The organism is Sorangium sp. So ce321, assembly GCF_051530195.1.
Classification (GTDB): domain Bacteria; phylum Myxococcota_A; class Polyangia; order Polyangiales; family Polyangiaceae; genus Sorangium.
The window spans coordinates 12,120,453-12,140,782 of the sequence record NZ_CP150329.1; the positions used below are offsets into that span (position 1 = coordinate 12,120,453).

Below are 20,330 nucleotides of genomic sequence, written 5' to 3' on the forward strand. Positions count from 1 at the left end.
CTCCCCGACCTTTCACGCCAGATGGGTTGCTCCGTGACATCGATCCTAGCCGCCGCCAGGGCGCGCATCTCGAACGAGCGCCTGGGCTATCTCTCGGTCTTCGCGTTCTCCGCAGGCGCCGCCTGGCTCTGCGTCCTCGATATCGTCCTCAAGCAGCCGGTCGCCATCGACTTCAAGTCGTTCTACGCCGCGGCCGTCGCGGCCAGCCGGGGGCTCGACGTCTACGACGTGACGGTCCTCGAGTCGATCGCGAGGGAGCTGCAGCTCCCGCACGAGCTGACGTTCCCCTACCTGTATCCTCCGTTCTTCGCGCACACCTTCTCGTGGCTCGCGCGCCTGAGCCCGAACACCGCCCAGCAGGTGTGGTCGAGCATGGCCGTCGTCAGCTACGGCCTCGCCGCGACGTTGGCCGTCGTCGCGATCCGACGCGCGACGCGGGGCGACCGCGACGCCGCGCGCGGGCCCGCGATCCCCACGGTCCTGCTCGCGTTCATCGCCTTCCTCGCGTGGGCGCTCAACCTGCGCAACAGCCTGGCGATGGGGCAGGTCAACCCGCTGGTCCTCGTGTTCATCTGCGCCGCGCTCGCGCTCTCGTTCTCGGGCAAGGACACGCCCGCGGGGCTCGCCCTCGCGGTCGCCGCCGGGATCAAGATCACGCCCCTCCTGCTCGCGATTCCCTGGGTCCTCCAGCGGCGCTTCCGCGCGCTCGCCGGGCTCGCCGCCGGGCTCGGCGCCCTCGTCGTGATCAGCCTGCCGTTCGGCGCGGCGCCGGCGTGGCTCGAGTTCCTGCGGCGGCTGCCGCGCATGTCGCACGGCTCCAGGATCCCGGGCCTGTTCGATCCGGGCACGGTGCCGAACTTCTCGCTCGCCGGCTTCTACGCGCGGCTCCTCGGCCAGGATACCGCCACCATCAAGACCGCGTCGGTGATCACCATCGTGCTCCTCCTCGGCGCGGCGCTCGCGCTGGCAGGCCGTGCCCCCTCCCCTTCCCGCTCGCTCCGGATGCTCCTGCCGCTGCTGGTCACGATGGTCGTCGCGAGCCCGTTCACCTACGTGCACCACGTGCTCTACATCTTGCCGGCCGCGCTCTACGCGCTCGACCGGGCGGCGAAGCACGAGCGCCGGCTCGAGATGGGCGCGCTCGTGGTCCTGATCTCGCTCGCGACCATCGATTTTCCGTACGTCTACGAGCGCTTCAAGGCGCCTTTGCCGCCCCTCGTGCTCTCGGTGAACCTGTATGTGCTGCTCGCTATCTACGCGCTCGGCATGTACATGCTCTGGCGGGAGCGGCGCGAGGGATCGGCCGCATCCGAGGCGATCGCGCCGGCGCGCGACAGCGACGCGCCGCACGGCCTGGGCAGCGGGGCGCCCGCCACGTCGGCCTCGGCCGGCGCATGACGGCCGCGACGCCGCTGCGCGCCGGGACGGCGCCGCGCCTCGGGGCGGGGCGGCGCCGCCGCGGGCTCACGTCGACAGGTACGTCGCGCCGCCGCTCAGGAGGGCATGTCCACGCTCGCTGCTGAACTCCCGATCTGTCGAGGAGACACGAGAGGCGACGAGCGCGGCGACGGCAGGGCGGAGCACGTCGGTGATCGCCCGCTGGCGCATCAGGTGGAGCTCGTCCGGAGGCACGAAGCCGTGGGTGGAAGGGAAATCGGCGCCAGCAGGGATCGGCGCGGAGCGCACCTGGTCGAGCGCGCGCGTGAAGGTCGCGGCGACGCGCTCCCGCAAGCCCGCGCCGCCCACCGCGATGGCCCAGCGGACGAACGCCCAGGCGAGCTCGGCGTGGCGCGCCTCGTCGCGGGCGATGGCCTGGAGCGCCATGCGCACCGCGGGCGCCTCCGCGGCCTGGGCCGCGACCTCCGCCTCGATGGCCGACAGGGTCTCTCCCACGCAGCCCTCGACCACCGTGGCGAGGGTGAGCTCCTCGAGCGAGCCTGTGTCGTCGAGCGCGCCGCGCAGGGGCAGCGGGCCCACGCCCACCGGCTCGCCGGCGTAGAGCGAGGCGATCGCCAGGGCGATGCGGGCGTGCCGCACCTCGTCGACCGCCGCGCGGTGCGCCGCCTCGAGCAGCTGGGGAGGCGCGCCCAGCGCCATGAGCCCGAGCGCGAAGCGGCCGAAGGAGGCGACCGAGGCGTGCTCGTTCCGGCCGCGCTCGGCCCAGCGGCGGGCGAGCTCGCGGCGCGCCGCCGATGGGAGCGCGCGAAGGTCGGTGTCCGCGAGCGCGCGCTCGAAGCGCCGCAGGTCGGTCTGCGACCACGCGCTCGGGCCGCGCGCGAGCGGCGCGAGGCGAGGCTCGCCCCGGACCAGGAGGGGTCGCCCCTCGCAGCCGATATGACCGACGAGATAGCAGCAGCTCGCGGGGTCCGACGCGGCGCGGTTCGCGTAAGGGCCCAGGATCGACTCGGCCCCGCCCTCGCCGTCGCCGTCGCACATGCACGATCCCGAGCCGGGCGGCAGGCCGTCGAGGTGCGGCGCCGCCTCGGCGGCCGCAGGGCAGGCGCCGTCGACCGGCGCCGCGCAGTGCACCTGATAACAGCACTGCCCCTCATAGCCGCCGTCATGCACGGGCCCGACGCAGGTCGGATCCGGATAGGGATCCATCGGCGCGGAGGCGTCCGGAGGGTCGGTCTCGCCGCCTCCGCCAGACTCCGTGGTTGCGCCTCCGGGTGGATCCGAGCTGGAGCCGGACTCGACCTGTGGGCCGCAGCCAGACGCCAGAGCGAGGCTCGCGCCCCACTGGGATGCGAGGACGATGCGGGCCAGAAAAGCTCTCATGGACGTCGACAAAGCAAGGCATGTACCGCGCGAACATACGTGGTTCTGGTCGCCACGACGGCTCCGCCGTGCCAACGTGTGCCATCAGCCGATGCGCTCGATCAGGCCGCCGCACCCTTCCTCGGCAGCCGGCTCCTGGCGACCGAGGTGACCGTGCTCCGCTGCGCGGCGCTGGGCTGGTTCGAGCGAGCGCGGCGCGCCGGGGACGGCCGCGCCCCCGCGGGGCCATCTTCCGACAACCCCGCTCCGCAGCTACGGTGAGGGCAGCGATGCGGATCGTGCTCGACAGCTCCGTCGCCATCGCCTCGATGAAGCCCGCCGAGCCGGGGCACGTGGACGCTGTCGCCTTCCTCGAGCGCGCCCGCGCGGCCGTCGCCGCGGGCGGGGCGCGCGTGCTCGCGCCGGCCGAGCTGTGGCTCGAGGTGTACGTGGCCGAGCAACGGCTCGCCGCGTCGCGCGCGGCGCGCGCATCGCCGCAGCGCGCGCCGGCGGCCGCGAGCGAGAGCCCGCTGGCGGGCCTCGCGGTCGAGCTCGTCGCGCCCGCGGACGAGGGCGCCATCACGGAGTTCCTCGGCCTGCTGACGAGGCGCATGCGCGGCCGCAGGCCCTTCGCCAACGCGACAGACCTCGTGTACCTGTGGGCCGCCCACGGCGCGGAGGCGACCGTGGTGACGCTCGATGAGGGGCTCCTCAAGTACCACGGTGTGGTCTGCGACGTGACGCGGCCGCAGCACGTCCGGCTCGGATAACGCGCCGCGCCGAACGGCAAGGCACATGGCGACACCGCTGCTCCGGAGATGCCGTCAGCGGCCAGGACATAGAGAGGGCGAGAACTGCCGCGCTGGATGGTCGCAGTGCAATGTTGCGCTCTGCGTGGATGCGCTTGTCGATCGCATGGAGTAAGGCTATCCCTGAGCGTCGCAGCGGTGCGCGCGGAGCCCGCGAGCCCGGGCTGCGCACCGAGGCGCATGCTTAGATCATCGCTTTATTCACCGGTCCTCTCGGTGAGCCTGGCCCTGCTGACCACGCTGGCCGCGTCGCAGGCGCACGCGCGCCGCACCGGGCTGGTGGTGGAGGGGTGCAACGGCTGCCATAACGGCGGTGCAGCGCCCGGCATCACCATCGATCTCAGCCCGAGGAACCCGGCTCCCGGCGAGACGGCGACTCTGCAGGTCCAGATCGCGGCCGCGAACATCAACGTCGGTGGGCTCTACCTCCGCACCGGAGCAGGCCGGCTCGCCACCATCGACGGTCAGGGCACCAAGCTGGTCGACGAGCACCAGCTCGTCCACGACGCGCCGAAGCGGGCGAGCGGCGGCGTCGTCCGGTTCGACGCGCGGTGGACCGCCCCGGGGGCGCCGGGCGGGGTCGTCGTCGAGGTGTGGGCCCTCTCGGGCAACGGCGACAACGGCTCGCGCGGCGACGGCGCGTCGTCCACCAGCGCCGCGTTCGCGTACGGGTGCGAAGGAACGACCTATTACCTCGATCGCGACGGAGATGGCCACGGCGACTCCGGCGTGCCCAGGATCGATTGCACCCAGCCTCCGGATCACGCCGCCCGCGGCGGGGATTGCGACGACTACAGCGTCAATGTCCACCCCGATCGCGCCGAGGCCTGCAACGAGCGCGACGACAACTGCAACGGCCAGGTCGACGAGGACCTCGAGGTGAGCACCCAGTACGAGGACGCCGACGGCGACGGGTACGGGTCGTTCTTCGGCGCGACGGTCATGGCGAAGTGCCCGCCCGCGGGGTACGCGCCGAGCTCGAACGACTGCAACGACAGGTCCCCTCTCGTCCACCCGGACGCGACCGAGACGTGCAATCTGGTCGACGACGACTGCGATGAGCGGATCGACGAGGGCGTGCGCGAGATCTGCGGCGTCGGGATGTGCGCGCGGGAGGCGGTCGCGTGCACCGCGGGGTCGTGCACGCCCGGCGCGCCGAGCCCCGAGCAGTGCAACGGGCTCGATGACGACTGCGATGGCGAGGTCGACGAGGACCCCGGCCTCTGCGCGCCGGGCGGGACCGGCAGCGCGAGCGGCGGTGGCGCTTCCAGCAGCTCCGGCAGCTCCGGCGCCGGGTCCTCGGGCGCGTCGGGGAGCGGCGCGCCCGAGCCCGTGAACGAAGGGGAAGGCGGCTCGGCCGGCAGCGGCTGCGCGATCGACCCCCACACCGGGTCTCCGTGGCGGCTGCTCCCCTCCCTCTCGCCGCTCGCCCTCCTCGCGTTGCGGCGCCTGCGGCGAGCTGGCAGGGTGCGGTAGATCCCCCCTCCCGAGCCTCAGGTGACACGCATGCTCCATCGCCGCTTCGGTCGTACCGAGATCAAGATGCCCGTCCTCTCGTGCGGAGGGATGCGGTACCAGCAGTCCTGGAGCGACGCGGACCGCATCTCGCCCGAGAGCCAGCGCAACGTCGAGGCGTGCATCGCGCGGGCGCTCGAGCTCGGGATCAACCACATCGAGACAGCGAGAGGATACGGCACGAGCGAGGCGCAGCTCGGGCAGATCCTGCCGAGTCTGCCGCGCGAGCAGATCATCGTCCAGACGAAGGCCAGCCCAGAGGCCGACCCAGCGAAGTTCCTCGAGACGTTCGAGCGCTCGATGAAGCGCCTTCGCCTCGACCACGTCGACCTGTTCGCGCTCCACGGCGTGAACGACGAGACGCGCCTCTCCTGGTCGCTGCGCAAAGGGGGCTGCCTCGAGGCCGCGCTCGAGCTGAAGCGGCAGGGGCGCGTGCGCGCGGTGGGGTTCTCGACGCACGCGCCGCTGCCCGTGCTCATGGCCATGGTGCAGGACGGTCGCAGCGACTACGTCAACCTGCACTGGTATTACGTGAACCAGATCGCCTGGCCAGCCATCCAGGCTGCCGCCGAGCGCGACATGGGGGTCTTCATCATCAGCCCCACCGACAAGGGGGGCAAGCTGTACGAGCCGAGCGAGAAGCTCGCGCGGCTGTGCGCCCCGCTCTCTCCGATCGTGTTCAACGACCTGTTCTGCCTCGCGCGCCCCGAGGTCCACACGATCAGCGTCGGGGCGGCGCGCCCGTCCGACTTCGACGAGCACATGAAGGTGCTGCCGCTGCTCGAGGGCGAGGGCGCCCGAGAGGCCGCGCTGGAGCCGATCCTGCGCCGGCTCGACGAGGAGCTCGAGCGGGTGCTCGGCCGCGCGTGGCTCGACACATGGCACGTCGGGCTGCCCGAGTGGGAGGCCGTCCCCGGGCACGTCAACATCCGCGAGATCCTGCGGCTCTACAACCTCGCCAGGGCGCTCGACATGACCGCCTACGGCAAGATGCGGTACAACCTCCTCGGGAGCGGCGACCACTGGTTCCCCGGCAATCGCGCGGAGCGCGCGCGGGAGCTCGACCTCACGCAGGCCCTCGCGCAGGCGCCGCAGCGGCACCGCATCCCCGAGGTGCTGGCGGAAGCGCACGCGCTGCTCGCCGGGCAAGAGGTCAAGCGCCTCGGCAAACACTGAGTCTCGACCGCGCGCCGGAGCGAGGCTCACGCCGCGATGGCGCGCGGCCGCGGCCGTACGGCGCGCGCGATGTCCCGATCTTGACCTTCCGGCCCGCGCGGCGGGGCGCTATGAACGGGGCCGCGCCCATGCCCATCACCTCACGCCTCGCCTCCGAGCACGTCGCCGCCTCGTATCCGCTCGCCCCGCTGGCCTGGGAGGTCGGGTTCACCAGCGACCCATCCATCCCTCCCGCGGAGTTCGTCCCCGCGAATGTCCCTGGGGCGGTGCAGCTCGACTGGGCCAGAGCCAAGGGGCTCCCCGACTACACGGTCGGGAGCAACTTCAGGCAGTTTCGCTTCGCCGAGGACGTTTACTGGGTTTACCGCGCGCGGCTCGAGCTGCCACAGGCCGGGAAGGGCGAGCGCGTTTATTTCTACTGCGGCGGCGTCGATTACCGCTTTCAGGTGTACCTCCAGGGAGAGCTCTGCCACGATCAGGAGGGCATGTTCACGCCGTTCGAGATCGATCTCACCGGTCGCGCGCGGCCAGGTGACGAGATCTCCGTCGTGATCTTCCCCGCGCCCAAGGCCACGCCGTCGCCGGAGGACCGGACGCAGGCGCGGCTCTCGAACAAGCCGCCGGTGAGCTATGGCTGGGACTGGCACCCGAGGCTCATCCCGTGCGGGATATGGCAGGAGACAGGCGTCCAGCGGCGCCCGGCGCGCCACTTCCGCGCGGTCGATTTCCGTTACCGCCTGTCGGACGACCTGACGTCGGCCGACCTCGACGTGCGGATCGAGACCAGCGACCCGGGCGCGGCCAGCGCCGCGTACCGGCTGCGCGACCCGGAGGGGAAGGAGGTGGTCTCGAGCGAGAGGCCGGAGGCGCGGCTCGAGGGCGTCCGGCTCTGGTGGCCGAACGGCGAGGGCAAGCCGGAGCTGTACACGCTCGAGGTCCTCCTGGACGGCGCGGTCGTCCACGCGCGCAAGGTGGGGTTTCGCCGCGTCCGGCTGGTGATGCACGAGGGCGCCTGGGACGAGCCGGCGCGCTTCCCGAAGAGTCGGAGCCGGCCCCCCGTGACGCTCGAGGTGAACGGCCGGACGATCTTCGCGCGCGGGTCGAACTGGGTTTGCCCGGAGATCTTCCCCGGGATCATCGATGAAGGCGTTTACCGCCCGCTGCTTGAGCTGGCGAAGGGCGCCCACTTCAACCTGCTCCGCACCTGGGGCGGCGCGATCATCAACAAGGAAGCGTTCTACGAGCTCTGCGACGAGCTCGGTCTCATGGTCTGGACGGAGTTCCACCTCGCGTGCAACCTGTACGAGGGCGAGCCGAGCTACCTGCGCGTGCTGGAGCAGGAGGCAGAGAGCACCATCCGGCGCGTCCGGCAGCACCCGTCGCTCGCGTTCTGGTGCGGGGGGAACGAGCTCTTCAATGTGTGGTCCGGCATGACCGATCAGTCGTTGCCGCTGCGCCTCCTCAACAAGCTGACCTACGAGCTCGATCGCGACACGCCGTTCATCCCGACCGCGCCGCTCGACGGCATGGGGCACGGCGACTACCGCTTTCGCGACGAGCACGGCCGGGAGCCACACCAGATCTTCGCATCGGCGAGCAACACGGCCTACTCCGAGTTCGGGTGCCCGGGGCCCTCGGACGTGGAGTACCTGGAGACGTTCATCCCCGAGGCCGAGCTCTTCCCGCCGCGCGCGGGCACGGCCTGGGAGGCGCACCACGGGTTCGGCGCCTGGAACATGGACCCCGGGAGCTGGCTCTGCCAGGCCACCATCGAGCACTACTTCGGCCCGCAGAGGACGCTGGAGGAGCTCGTGGAGCGAGGGCAGCTCCTCCAGTGCGAAGGGTACAAGTTCATCTTCGAGGAGGCGCGCCGGCAGAAGCCCGTGTGCGCCATGGCGCTCAACTGGTGCTTCAACGAGCCGTGGCCGTCGGCCGCGAACAACAACCTCATCAGCTGGCCGCACCGGCCGAAGCCGGCGTACCACGCGGTCAAGGCGGCGTGCCGGCCCGTGCTCGCCAGCGCCAGGGCGCCGAAATTCGGCTGGAAGAGCGGCGAAGAGTTCCGCGCCGACCTGTTCGTCCTCAACGACGCTCCGGAGCCCGTGGCGTCAGGCACGCTCGAGGCGCGCGTCGTCATCGCGGGTCGCACCGTCGCGCGCGTCAGCTGGCAGTTCCCCGAGCTCGAGCCGCGGCGCAACGAGAAGGGGCCCACGCTCTCGTTCCTGCTGCCCAGGTTCGAGGGCGACACGTTCCAGATCGAGCTCGCCGTGGCGGACCGCCCGGCGCTCGACTCGAGCTACACGTTCGCTTACGCGCGCGTCGCCGAGCGGCGCAAGCCCGCGCCCGGCGAGCGGTTCCTCAACGGCTGAGCCGCCCGCGCGCCGCCGCGCGGGTCACGGGCGCGCCGGTCACGAGGCCGTCTTCTGGCGCTTCGGCCAGTACACGTGGAAGGTCGCGCCGGCGTAAGGCTCCGACTCGAGCGACACGTGGCCCCCGCGCGTCTCGACGATCTTCTTCACCACCGACAGGCCGATCCCGGTGCCCTCGACCTTGTCGCGCGCCTCCAGCGTCTGGAAGATGCCCCAGATGCGCTCCTGGAACTGCGGCGGGATGCCGGGGCCGTTGTCCTTCACCGTGAAGTCGTAGAAGTCGCCCGCGTCGGCGCACGCGACCTCGATCACGGCGTCCGCGCGGCGCGCGTGCTTCAGGGCGTTGCCGATGAGGTGCATGAACACCTGCTGCACCGGGACGCGCTCGGCGAGGAGCGTCGGCATGCCGCCGCCGACGAGGACGCGCGTCTCGGGGGGCGGCGCGAGCAGCTCGACGCACTCGGCGACGATCGTGCCCACGTCGACGGGCGAGATCCTGTCGCGGATGCGGCCAGCGCGCGAGTAGCTGAGGATGCCCTCGATGAGCGCCTCGAGGCGGTGCACGCGGCCGCGGAGCATGCGCATCTGCTGGCGCGCCTCGTCGCTCATCTTGTCGGCGAGCCCCTCCTCGATCCACTCGGAGAGGCTCGCGATGCCCCGGAGCGGCGCCTTGAGGTCGTGCGACGCGACGTAGGCGAACTGGTCGAGATCCTGGTTCGTGATCGCGAGCGCGTGGGCGAGCTGCTCGGCGCGCCGCCGCGCGCGCACCTGGTCGGTCACCTCGAAGGCGAGCACGGCGATGCCCTCGACCCGGGCGGCGGCGTCGTAGATGGGCTGGTAGATGAAGTTGAAGAAGCACTCCTCGATCGCGCCGCCGCGCTGGATCGACACGGGGAACTCGTTGCCGAAGAACGGCTCGCCGGTGGCGTACACCCGGTCGAGCAGCGGGACGACCACCTGCTCCGTCTCGGGCAGCGCGTCGCGGAGGCGCTTGCCGACGACGTCGCGGTCGCCGATCAGGTTCAGGTAGCGCGGGTTCGCGAGCTCGAAGACGTGCTCGGGCCCGCGCAGGACGCAGATCCCGGCCGGGGCCTGCATGAACAGCGTCTCGAGGCGCGACCTGTGCCGCTCGGCCTCGGCGAGCGCGGCCTGCTCGCGCGCGAGGAGCTCGGCCCGCTCCTCGGCGCGGAGGCGCTCTTGCTGGTAGGCGCGCGCGCCGGAGATCGTCGTGGCGATGTGGCCGGCCGCGAGCTCGAAGAAGTCGCTATAGGCCGCGTCGAGCGCGCGGCGCGGGCTGACGCCGACGACGAGGAAGCCCTGGAGCGCGGGCTGCCCGGCGCGCGGGAGCGGCAGCACGACCGCCTCGCGAGAAGGCTCGGGCCACAGGCCGCCGGGGAGCTCGCCGAACCGCTCGGCGGGGGTGTCGACGCGCAGGCAGCGGCGGGTCCGCGCGACCTCCGGGAGGGGCCACGCGCCGCCTTCCTCCGCGAGCGAGATGCGCTCGGGGCTCGCCGGGCCGCCGGGGGCGAGCCCCTCGGCGGCGGCGAGGCGTGCGGCCGCGCCGTCGGGCTCGATCATGTAGAGCAGCGCGAACGGCACGTCGGCGGAGGTCTCGGCGAGCGTGCTCGCCGAGCGCGCGCACGTCTCCTCCACGGAGACCATCGCCGCCGCGCCCGACTGCGCGCCGAGCGCGCGCAGCGCCTGGAGGCGGCGCTCGCTGAGGACGCGCGCCGTCGTCTCGGCGCACGCGCAGAAGATGCCTCCGACGGTGCCGTCCTCGATCAGGACAGGCGCGTAGGAGAACGTGAAATACGTCTCTTCGAGATAGCCATTCCGCGCGAGGATCAGCTGGAAGTCTTCCGACCACGTCGCCTGCCCGGTGGCGCGCACCCCGTCGAGCATCGGGCCGATGACGTCCCAGATCTCGCCCCAGCACTCGCGCCCCGGGCGGCCCAGGAACTGCGGGTGCTTCGTCGCGCCGAGGATCGGTCGGTACGCGTCGTTGTAGAAGCGGGCGTACTCGGACCCCCACCAGATCTCGATGGGGTGACGCGAGGCGAGGCAGATGCTGACCGCGGTGCGCAGGCTCTGCGGCCACCCGTTCAGGGGTCCGACAGGGGTGAGCGACCAGTCGAGATCGCGCATGAGCTGCGCCATCTCGCTATCACCGGCGAGGAACGACGCGTCGCTGGGCCGGGCCTCGGCCCCGGGGTGGTGGCTCTCCTGCATGGCTTTCCGTACACATGTACATGGTGCAGCGGACCTGTCACCTTTCCTCCCCTGCCGCGATGGGCGGGGGACGGCCTGGACAGGCCGCCCGCCCGCGCCGTCCCTGCCGAAGCGCCTCTCGGCGCGCCGCCGCAGGAAGCCGCGTGACGGCGCGCCGGCGCGCCTCGTTGCGTCATCGAGGCGCGCTCATCCGGTCCGAGCGAGATCCTTGCCGGCGGGCGTCTCCGCCCCGCCCGGCGTGGCGGTCTCTACCGGCTTCAGGTCGCTCGTCGCCGGCCCGCGGATGACGCGGCCCGTGCACTCGAAGCGCGACCCGTGGCAGGGGCAATCCCAGGTCCGCTCGGCCGGGTTCCACGCGACGATACAGCCGAGGTGGGTGCACACGGCCGACCGCTCGTGGACGTGACCCTGCGGATCGCGGTAGACGGCGAGCTTCGTGAGCCCTCGTCGCATGATGGCGCCCATCCCCGGCGGGAGCTTCTCCACGTCATCGAGATCGCCGCCCGTGAGCCAGTCGGTGTACTGCGCGGCCGTGTTCAGGTTCTCCTTCAGGTACTCCGACGCCGAGTGCAGCGTGAGGTTCACGCGGCTCGGGTCGTAGAGCTCGGCCCACGCGTTCTCGCGGCCGTGGACGAGGTCGTTCACGAGGAGGCCGGCGATCGTCCCGTGCGTCATGCCGTTGCCGCAGTCGCCCGTCACGAGGAGGATGCGAGACTCCTTCTTGAGGCGCCCGATGAACGCGAGCCCGTCGGCGGTCTCCATGACCTCTCCGGACCAGCGGTGCACGACCTGGCCCGCCTGGGGGAAGCGCTCCCTCGCCCACGCCTCGAGCCGCGCGTGGCGCTGGTCCGCGTCGTCGGCCTGACCGGTCTTGTGGTCCTCGCCGCCGACGATGAGGAGCTCGTCCGGCCCGTCGGCGCCGTCGACGTTGCTGAGGCGGACGTAGTGAAACGGATCCTCGGTGTCCCAGTACAGGCCAGCGGGGATGGAGCCCCGCGGCACGCGCAGGGCGATGACATAGGTCCTGTACCCCGCCTGCTTCAGGTGCACGGAGATCCACGGGAGGAACGGCGAGTTCGTGGCGAGCACGACCTCGTTCGCGATGATGTTCACGCCCCGGTCCGTCTTGACGACGACGTGCTCGGGCTCGGCCTGCTCGTCGACGTCGACGACGTGCGCCCTCGTGTAGATCTTGCCGCCATGGCGCTCGACGGCGCGGGCGAGGCCCGCGAGGTAGCGGAGGATGTGGAACTGGCCCTGGTCGGGGAACTTCGCCGCGATGCCGGTGTTGAACCCTTCGAGGGGCGCCCGCTCGACGCCATGGACGAGCTCGAGGCCGGCCTGCTGAGCGGCCTTGATCTCGTCCTCGATCGTGCTCGATGGGTGCCCCGGCGCCGCGAACAGGTAGCCCGGGACCCTGCGAAAGTCGCAGTCGATGCCCTCTTCCTTCACGATGCGCTCGATCGTGTCGATCGCGGTCGTATGGCTCGCGGCGGCCAGCCGGAGGCGCTCCTGCGAGTGGAGCTTCGCGAGCTCGGTCCAGCGGCGGTCGAGCGCGTTCACGATGTGCGCTGTCGTGAACCCGCTCTCACCCCCGCCGATCACGCCGTCGTCGAGGACGATGACCCCGCGGCCCTCCTTCGCCAGCATGTATGCGGTCGTGAGCCCGGCGATGCCCGCGCCGACGATGCACACGGTCGTCCTGTGCTCGGTCGCGAGAGGAGCGATGGGCGGGAGCGCTGCGTGGGTCCATGCAGTGTCTTTATCGTATGCTCGATCCGTCATTGAGGCCTCCCGGTCGTGGCGAGCCGCCCGTGCCGAGCGGCGCTCCCAGTGCTCCCGCGCCCTGCAAACGGTTTGCCACGCGGTCGAGGCCGAGAGCGGCGCGTCATGCGCGCGAGCGGCGCCGGCTGCGTGGCAATTTGCGACAGCGCATGTGGCGAGCGGCGCGACAGTGCGGTGAGCGAGCGCGACGGGCGTTGGCTGGCGAGCCGCGAGGTCAGGCCGTTTGCCCGTCGAGGGCCAGGGTCACTCCTCGTCGAAGGCGCGAGGCCGGAGCGCTGCGTCGAGCCGCACCACGGATCGGGCGTGCGCGCGGCGCGTCGGGGCGAACAGCCCCGGGTGGACGCAGGCCGCGAGGATCTCGAGCGACTCGACGATGCGCGGGCCAGGGCGGTTGAAGAAGGCGTTGCCGTCGGCGACGTACACGCGACCTTGCGCCACGGCGCGATAGCTCGCCCACGGCAACGCGCGCGGGAGGAGCTCGAGCTCCTCGAGCGTGCGCTCGAGGGTGAAGCCGCACGGCTTGATCAGCACCACATCCGGGTCGAGCGCGGCGAGGTCGGCCGGCGAGAGCGTGGGCGCGTGGTCGCCGGGGCGCGTCACGAGCGGCGCTCCGCCCGCGAGGGCGATGAGCTCCGGCATCCACACGCCGCCGATCATGACCGGCTCGATCCACTCGACCGCGAGCACGCGCGGCCTGTCCGGCGCCGCGGCCGCGCGGGCGGCGACGGCGTCGACGCGCGCTCGCAGCTGGTCGATGAGCGCCTCGCCGTCGGCCGCTCGGCCGATCGCCTCGGCGACGCGGCCGATGTCCGCCCAGATGTCGTCGAGCCGTGTCGGGTGCAGGTTGACGATCCGCACGTCGCTGCGCGCCAGCCGGGCGACCGCCGCGCGCACGTCATCGAGCGAGACGGCGCACACATCGCAGAGGTCCTGCGTGACGATCACGTCCGGCCGCGCCTCGCGGAGGGCTTCCACGTCGATGTCGTAGACAGCGAGCGCGTCCCGGAGGACGTCGCGGACCGCGGCGTCGATCTCCCGGCTGGAGCGCGCCGGCCTCAGCCGGGGACGCGTGAGCACCGGGAGGGCCCCGAGCCCCTCGGGGAAGTCGCACTCATGAGAGATGCCGACGAGCTCGCCCTGCGCGCCCAGCGCGCAGACGATCTCGGTCGCGGACGGCAGCAGGGAGGCGATGCGCATGCGGGGATTCTATGCAGCGAAAGCGCGCCCGCGCCTACCTCGAGGCGCCCGGGCGCCGCGCGGCCGGCTCGCCCGCCGGTAAGCCGGTAAGCCGACGAGCGGCACGTCGTCATCGGTCGACCGAGCGGTGTGCTAGAGGAGGAGACGAGAGGCCACCATGAGACTGCAAGGCAAGATCGCGCTCATCACAGGCAGCAGCCGGGGAATCGGCCGCAGCATCGCCGCTCGCTTCGCCCGCGAGGGCGCCGACGTGGCGATCACGTACCACAAGAGCAAAGAGGGCGCCGAGGAGGTCCTGGCCGAGGTCGAGGCCGCCGGCCGGCGAGGTCATCTGTTCTCCGTCGATGTCGCCTCCGTCCAGAGCGTGCAGGAGCTGATCAAGGACGCTGTCGCGCACTTTGGCCGGCTCGACGTGCTGGTCAACAACGCCGGGCTGGAGAAGCGGGCGCCGTTCTGGGACGCGACCGAGGAGGATTACGATCAGGTCATGAACACCAACCTCAAGGCGGTGTTCTTCGGGAGCCAGGCCATGGTCCGGCACCTGCGCGAGGCCAGGCGCCCCGGCAAGATCATCAACATCAGCTCCGTGCACGAGGACCTGCCGTTTCCCAACTTCGCCTCGTACTGCGCCAGCAAGGGCGGCGTGCGCATGCTCACCCGCACCCTCGCCGTGGAGCTGCGCGGCACCGGGATCACCGTCAATGCCATCGCGCCGGGCGCGATCGAGACGGAGATCAACGCCGAGCTGCTCAAGGACCGCGACAAGCTGGACGCGCTGCTCGGGCAGATCCCGCTCGGCCGCCTGGGCAAGCCCGAAGACGTGGCCGGGCTCGCCGCGTTCCTCGCCTCGGCAGACGCCGATTACGTGACGGGCTCGACGTACTTCGTCGATGGCGGGCTGACCTGGGATTACGAGGAGCAATAGACGCAGAAGGAGCAGGGGAGCAATGGACGAGGCGCCGGCCACCTCGCCAGAGGCGGCGCGGTCGGTCTGACTCGACACCGAGAAAAGCTCTCGGCGGAATGCAATGCGCCGGGGCAGCGCCCGACCCAGGCGCGCCGCCGCCGGAGCGCAGCGCCGCGGGCGGCTCTCCTCGCCCGCGCGGGCCGCCGCATCACCCCGTGTTTTTGCGATACGCTGCCGGCCCCGTGTGGCACCATGCGCGCATGACGGAGCTCAAGAGCTATACAGGTGGCTGTCACTGCGGGAAGGTTCGCTACGAGGTGAAGGTGGACCTGAGCACACCGGTGCTCGTGTGCAACTGCTCGCGCTGCTCGAAGCTGGGCGCGGTCCTGGCGTTCGCGCCGGTGGAGCAGTTCACGCTCAAGGAGGGCGGAGACTTCCTCACGGACTACCAGTTCAACAAGAAGGTCATTCACCACGTGTTCTGCTCGGTCTGCGGCGTCGAGTCGTTCGCGCTCGGGACGGGGCCTGACGGAAAAGAGATGCGCGCCATCAATGTCCGCTGTCTCGACGACGTCGATGTCGACGCGCTCAAGACCATGAAGTTCGACGGCAAGAGCATGTGACCGCGGCCGCGCTGGCCAGGTCCGACGCGACCGCGGCCAGCGCCGTCCCGGCGCGCCTGGCGAGCTGCTCGGCCGCGGCGCCGGAGCAGAGCCGTCACGCGAGTGGAGCCCGGACGCGACGCCGGCGTGGAGCGCTCGCGCAGATCGAGCCCGGCCGCGGCCCTTGACGTCCGGGCCGCCCGTTTCACGTTGCCCCTCGTCGAAGGCCGCCGCTGGACACGCGCGGGCAACGCCGATCCAGCTGGCCCCCAGCCCGAGGTGACCATGAGCGACCAGCGCCGCGAACAACCCCCGACCGAGCTGTCCCCGAACGAGCCCGCGCGAGGCACCGATGCGCCCGGGCAGCCCGCCGGCGGGACAGCGGAGCGCGCCGGCGGCGATCACCCGCGCATGGTGCCGAACCCGACGCTGAACCGCTCGGCGCGCGCCGGGCGACAGACCGAGGACGAGCAGCTCCTGAACCGGCCGGAGCTCGCCAGGCCCGCCGCCGACTTCACGCACTCAGACCCGTGGCGGGTCCTCCGGATCACGGGCGAGTTCGTGGCCGGCTTCGACGCGCTCGCGCACGTGGACGCCGCGGTGGCGATCTTCGGGTCGGCGCGGACGCGGCGAGACGACCCGGATTACGCGGCGTGCGTCGAGCTCTCGCGGCGGCTCGGGGAGCAGGGGTTCGCGATCATCACCGGCGGTGGCCCCGGCATCATGGAGGCGGCCAACCGCGGCGCGGCGGAGGCGCAGGCCGTGTCGATCGGCTGCAACATCGAGCTGCCGTACGAGCAGGCGGTGAACCCGTTCGTGCAGATCCCGATCAACTTCCGCTACTTCTTCGTCCGGAAGACGATGTTCATGAAGTACGCCGAGGCGTTCGTCATCTTCCCGGGCGGCTTCGGCACGCTCGACGAGCTGTTCGAGGCGCTGACGCTCGTGCAGACAGGCAAGGTGCAGAACTTCCCGATCGTCCTCTACAACCGGCGGTTCTGGTCCGGCATGGTGGCGTGGATCAAGGAGAGCATGCTGGCGGAGGGCAAGATCTCTCCGGACGACATGAAGCTCATGATCGTCACGGACTCGATCGAGGAGGCCTGTCAGACGATCGTCGAGTGCTATCAGCGCAGGTGCTGGGAGCCCAGGCAGCGCGCCGCGGCGGACCCGATGACCGGCAGCCCGCCGGACACCGTGGCACGGCCGGAGCACGCGGGCGAGCACACCGGCGCGGCGCCGGAGCAATGAGCGAGAGAGAGCGCGGCTGGCGGATGAAGTGAGAGAGCGCCTCCTGCGCCAGGCGGATTGCGGTCCCACACCGCGAGCGACCTCGTTGCTGTAGCCTGCTGCCGCTGATTCCGACCGGTTCTCGTCGAACCGGCGGGGCAAGCGGGAGGCAACCAGGGGCATGGTGAGAAGATTTCTTTCGCTGATCGGGATTTGCGGGTGCGCGCTGCTCGTGGCCTGCGGCGATGATGACGCGGGCGGCAGCGGCGGCGCGGGCGGCAGCGGCGGCACAGGCGGCAGCGGTGGCGCGGGCGGCAGCGGTGGCGCGGGCGGCAGCGGCGGCGCGGGCGGCAGCGGCGGCGCGGGCGGCGCGGGCGGCGAGATGAGCTTGACGGAGCTGTACCAGGCGGCGGTCGCCGACGCCGAGATCGCCGAGGAGAGCGAGCGCGTGGACACCTTGACGGCGATCGAGGACGAGAACAGCGGGCTCGTCCGCGACGCCGAAGATCGCGTGCTGATGGTCACCTGGACGTCCTACGCGGGGTACGACGAGCTGGTCGGCGAGGAGACGGATCTCGCCGTGGAGGTCTGGGTCACGGCGGCGCCGGAGCTCCAGGCGTTCTGCCGCGCGGGCGGGCTCGAAGGGACAGCCCTCTCCTTGCGGCTCGAGCAGCTGCTCGGCCTGCCTCCGGGCAACGGCAAGGATCGCGTCGTCCAGCTCTGGGTGCCTGCCGCATCGCTGTTCCGCCCGAGCCCGGACCTGGAGATCGACGATTCGGTCGCCGATCTCGATTTCCCGACCGACACGCCGCAAGAGCACGTGGACTGGATCAACGACCTCAAGGCGACGTCCTATGGCGAGGATGGCTACCCGTGGACGCGCCTGGGATACACGTACGACTGGAGCCCTGACGGCGAGGAGGTCGGCCTGAGCGAGTTCGTGATCCGGCAGGGCACGACCGTCGTCGTGGAGTCGGTCACGCCGCAGGGCGAGTACTGCCTCCCCGCGCCATGAAGCGGCCGGACCGGGGGCGCCGCGGTGAACAGCCCCCCGGTCGCGCTCGGCCACCGCTCCGGCGTCGATGAATTCGGGAGCAAGCCCCGGAGTGCTGCGCTTTCTGCCGCGAGTTAACCTCACTCGTGACGCGCAAGAAGCGCCGGAAGGAGGGACACGACATGTCCGCAAAGACCCATGCGCTCGCCGCCGCGGTGGAGAGCGACCCTCGCTGGGCCGCCGTGGTGGCCCGCGACGCGAGCGTCGATGGCAAGTTCTTCTACTCGGTCAAGACGACCGGCGTGTACTGCCGCCCTTCCTGCGGCGCTCGCCCCGCGAGGCCCGAGAACGTCGGCTTTCATGCGACCACCGCCGCCGCCGAGCGGGCGGGGTTCCGGCCGTGCATGCGCTGCAGGCCGGACCAGCCCCCGCTGGCCGAGCGCCAGGCGGCCCAGGTCGCCGCGCTGTGCCGGCTCATCGAGGGCAGCGCCGAGGTGCCCAGCCTCGAGGAGCTGGCGCGCCATGCTGGGCTGAGCGTCTTCCACACCCATCGCCTCTTCAAGGCCGTGACCGGGGTGACGCCGAAGGCGTACGCGGCGGCGCACCGCGCCAGGCGGGTCAGGGCCGAGCTGGGCAAGGACGGCACCGTGACCGAGGCGATCTACGCGGCCGGGTACGGCTCGGGCGGGCGCTTCTACGAGGAGTCGAACCGGGTGCTGGGCATGACGCCGACGAGGTACCGCGCCGGAGGTGCGAACATGGATGTCCGCTTCGCGATCGGGGAGTGCTCGCTCGGGTCCATCCTGGTCGCCGCCACCGCGCGCGGCGTGTGCGCCATCCTCCTGGGCGACGATCCGGAGGAGCTGGCGCACGATCTGGAGCGCAGGTTCCCGCGGGCCCACCTGATCGGCGGCGACGCGGGGTTCGAGCAGCTCGTCGCGAAGGTGGTGGGCCTCGTGGAGAGCCCTCGCGTCGGCGTCGAGCTGCCGCTCGACGTGCGCGGCACGGCGTTCCAGCAGCGGGTCTGGCAGGCGCTGCGGGACATCCCGGCCGGCGCGACCGCGAGCTACGCGGAGATCGCCAGCGCCATCGGCGCCCCCGGCGCGGCCAGGGCCGTGGCCCAGGCGTGCGCGGCCAACGCGCTGGCGGTGGCGATCCCCTGCCACCGCGTCGTGCGGAACGACGGCGGCCTGTCGGGCTATCGTTGGGGCGTCGAGCGCAAGCGCGCGCTGCTCGACCGGGAGGCGAGCGCATGAGCGCGCGCCGCGGGGTGGTCCCCGTCGCGACGAGCGTGGAGGAGCGGGCGGCCTCGGTCGACTGGGCGCGCGTGGCAGAGGAGCTGGACGCGCAGGGCTGCGCGGTCGTCGAGGGCCTGCTCACCGGGGCCGAGTGCGGCGAGCTGGCCGCGCTGTACGCGCGCGACGAGCTCTTTCGCAGCCGGGTGATGATGGCCCGGCACGGGTTCGGGCGCGGGGAGTACAAGTACTTCGCGCATCCGCTGCCCGGGCTCGTCGCCGCCCTGCGCGCCAGCGTCTATCCGCGCCTCGTGCCCATCGCCAACCGCTGGAGCGCGGAGATGGGCCTCGAGGTGCAGTACCCGGACGACCACGCGCGCTTCGTCGAGCGCTGCCACGCCGCGGGCCAGATCCAGCCGACACCGCTGCTGCTCCAGTACGGCGAGGGCGACTACAACTGCCTGCACCAGGACCTCTATGGCGAGCATGTCTTTCCGCTCCAGGTCGCGATCCTCCTGTCCGAGCCAGAGCGCGACTTCACGGGCGGCGAGCTCGTGATGACCGAGCAGCGCCCGCGCATGCAGTCTCGACCGATGGTGGTGCCGCTGCGCCAGGGCGACGCCGCTGTCTTCGCCGTGCGCCACCGGCCGGTGCAGGGCACGCGCGGGGTGTACCGGGTCAGCATGCGGCACGGCGTCAGCCGCGTGCGCTCGGGGCACCGTCACACGCTGGGCGTCATCTTCCACGACGCGGCGTGAGGGCCGCCGGGAGCCGCGAGCCGTTCAGGCGCCCGCAGCCGGCGCGAGCGGCACCTTGAGGTAGACGCGATCGACCTCGATGACGACGCCGATCGACTCGAGCGCGAGCTGCGCCCCGGGGCCCACGCCGGCCGCTACTCCGCCGGTTCCTCGTCCCCCAGCCGATCGAGCTCGCCCCACAGCTCGTCCAGGTCGAGCACCAGCCCTTCGCATCCCGGAACCGCCTCGACCCGCCCGCTCGCGGCGCCCTGCGCCCACACGTAGCGGCCATCCGGGCCGAGCTCGTAGATCTCCAGCATCCTCGTCGCCGGATCGAGCAGCCAGTACCAGCGCACGCCGAACGCCGCGTACTCGCGCAGCTTCTCGATGCGGTCGCGATGCACGTCGCGCGGCCGCGGCGAGACCACTTCGATCATCACGTCCGGCGGGCGCCGCATCGGCCCGCGCCGCGGCGGGGGCTTCTGCCCCGGCAGGATCATGGAGAGGTCCGGCTTGCGCCCGGTCCCCTTGCGGAGATGGTACTTGAGCTCCGAGCCAGCCACGAAGGCCCCGCGGCCCGCCGCCCACGCGCCGAGCATGCGGATGAGCCACATCACGGCGGTCTCGTGGATCCAGTCCGGCACCTCTTCCTCCACGAGCACGCCACCGACGAGCTCGCCCGGCTCATCCTCGGGCAGATCGGCCCACGCCTCGTCGCTGAGGCGTCCCGAGCTGTCCAGAGCAACGGCGGCACCGACCATCACGGAGACGAGGATAGCACGGGCCAA

16 protein-coding genes are annotated in these 20,330 nt (G+C 71.8%); 11 read left to right on the forward strand and 5 right to left on the reverse strand.

Annotated elements, in window-relative coordinates:
• Positions 1 to 33: 33 nt before the first annotated feature.
• On the forward strand, positions 34 to 1,398 hold the full coding sequence (locus WME89_RS44995; protein WP_438005710.1) for a glycosyltransferase family 87 protein: 1,365 nt from the start codon (positions 34 to 36) through the stop codon (positions 1,396 to 1,398).
• Positions 1,399 to 1,464: 66 nt separating this feature from the next.
• Here the strand turns inward: WME89_RS44995 and WME89_RS45000 are convergent, their stop codons facing one another.
• A complete protein-coding gene (locus WME89_RS45000) occupies positions 1,465 to 2,604 on the reverse strand; it encodes a hypothetical protein (RefSeq protein ID WP_438005711.1) in 1,140 nt (379 codons plus the stop codon).
• A gap of 443 nt (positions 2,605 to 3,047) precedes the next feature.
• On the opposite strand from WME89_RS45000, the gene WME89_RS45005 reads away from it, so the two are divergent.
• The 4 genes from WME89_RS45005 to WME89_RS45020 all read left to right on the forward strand — a co-directional run bounded on the left by WME89_RS45005 (position 3,048) and on the right by WME89_RS45020 (position 8,626).
• Positions 3,048 to 3,527 (forward strand): PIN domain-containing protein, encoded by a 480-nt coding sequence (locus tag WME89_RS45005; protein WP_438005712.1) that lies wholly within the window; start codon positions 3,048 to 3,050, stop codon positions 3,525 to 3,527.
• A 219-nt stretch (positions 3,528 to 3,746) separates the two neighbouring features.
• Positions 3,747 to 5,042 carry a putative metal-binding motif-containing protein gene (locus WME89_RS45010; RefSeq protein ID WP_438005713.1) on the forward strand — a complete coding sequence of 432 codons (1,296 nt, stop codon included), beginning with the start codon at positions 3,747 to 3,749 and terminating at the stop codon, positions 5,040 to 5,042.
• A 30-nt stretch (positions 5,043 to 5,072) separates the two neighbouring features.
• Positions 5,073 to 6,257 (forward strand): aldo/keto reductase, encoded by a 1,185-nt coding sequence (locus WME89_RS45015; RefSeq protein ID WP_438005714.1) that lies wholly within the window; start codon positions 5,073 to 5,075, stop codon positions 6,255 to 6,257.
• 128 nt (positions 6,258 to 6,385) lie between these two features.
• Positions 6,386 to 8,626 (forward strand): glycoside hydrolase family 2 protein, encoded by a 2,241-nt coding sequence (locus WME89_RS45020; protein ID WP_438005715.1) that lies wholly within the window; start codon positions 6,386 to 6,388, stop codon positions 8,624 to 8,626.
• 39 nt (positions 8,627 to 8,665) lie between these two features.
• On the opposite strand, the gene WME89_RS45025 is transcribed toward WME89_RS45020, so the two are convergent.
• From WME89_RS45025 to WME89_RS45035, 3 genes are all read right to left on the reverse strand, one after another.
• Positions 8,666 to 10,855, reverse strand: a complete 2,190-nt coding sequence (locus tag WME89_RS45025) for a sensor histidine kinase (protein ID WP_438005716.1) — start codon at positions 10,853 to 10,855, stop codon at positions 8,666 to 8,668.
• Between the two features lie 186 nt (positions 10,856 to 11,041).
• Positions 11,042 to 12,640 (reverse strand): FAD-dependent oxidoreductase, encoded by a 1,599-nt coding sequence (locus WME89_RS45030; protein ID WP_438005717.1) that lies wholly within the window; start codon positions 12,638 to 12,640, stop codon positions 11,042 to 11,044.
• Between the two features lie 243 nt (positions 12,641 to 12,883).
• Positions 12,884 to 13,837 carry an ABC transporter substrate-binding protein gene (locus WME89_RS45035; protein ID WP_438005718.1) on the reverse strand — a complete coding sequence of 318 codons (954 nt, stop codon included), beginning with the start codon at positions 13,835 to 13,837 and terminating at the stop codon, positions 12,884 to 12,886.
• A gap of 157 nt (positions 13,838 to 13,994) precedes the next feature.
• Between WME89_RS45035 and WME89_RS45040 the strand changes: the two genes are divergently transcribed.
• The 6 genes from WME89_RS45040 (at position 13,995) to WME89_RS45065 (ending at position 19,563) form a co-directional block, all read left to right on the forward strand.
• Positions 13,995 to 14,762, forward strand: a complete 768-nt coding sequence (locus tag WME89_RS45040; RefSeq protein WP_438005719.1) for an SDR family NAD(P)-dependent oxidoreductase — start codon at positions 13,995 to 13,997, stop codon at positions 14,760 to 14,762.
• Between the two features lie 242 nt (positions 14,763 to 15,004).
• A complete protein-coding gene (locus WME89_RS45045) occupies positions 15,005 to 15,367 on the forward strand; it encodes a GFA family protein (protein WP_438005720.1) in 363 nt (120 codons plus the stop codon).
• A gap of 264 nt (positions 15,368 to 15,631) precedes the next feature.
• Positions 15,632 to 16,597, forward strand: a complete 966-nt coding sequence (locus WME89_RS45050) for a TIGR00730 family Rossman fold protein (protein ID WP_438005721.1) — start codon at positions 15,632 to 15,634, stop codon at positions 16,595 to 16,597.
• Between the two features lie 160 nt (positions 16,598 to 16,757).
• Entirely contained in the window at positions 16,758 to 17,591 is an 834-nt protein-coding gene (locus WME89_RS45055) for a hypothetical protein (RefSeq protein WP_438005722.1), read from the forward strand.
• Positions 17,592 to 17,752: 161 nt separating this feature from the next.
• Positions 17,753 to 18,826 (forward strand): bifunctional DNA-binding transcriptional regulator/O6-methylguanine-DNA methyltransferase Ada, encoded by a 1,074-nt coding sequence (gene ada, locus WME89_RS45060; RefSeq protein ID WP_438005723.1) that lies wholly within the window; start codon positions 17,753 to 17,755, stop codon positions 18,824 to 18,826.
• Positions 18,823 to 19,563: a 2OG-Fe(II) oxygenase gene (locus WME89_RS45065; RefSeq protein ID WP_438005724.1), complete on the forward strand. Its 741-nt coding sequence runs from the start codon at positions 18,823 to 18,825 to the stop codon at positions 19,561 to 19,563. The genes ada and WME89_RS45065 overlap by 4 nt, the downstream gene beginning before the upstream one ends.
• Positions 19,564 to 19,697: 134 nt before the next feature.
• Here WME89_RS45065 and WME89_RS45070 read toward each other — a convergent pair whose 3' ends face one another.
• Positions 19,698 to 20,303 carry a Uma2 family endonuclease gene (locus WME89_RS45070; RefSeq protein ID WP_438012053.1) on the reverse strand — a complete coding sequence of 202 codons (606 nt, stop codon included), beginning with the start codon at positions 20,301 to 20,303 and terminating at the stop codon, positions 19,698 to 19,700.
• Between the last annotated feature and the right edge of the window lie 27 nt (positions 20,304 to 20,330).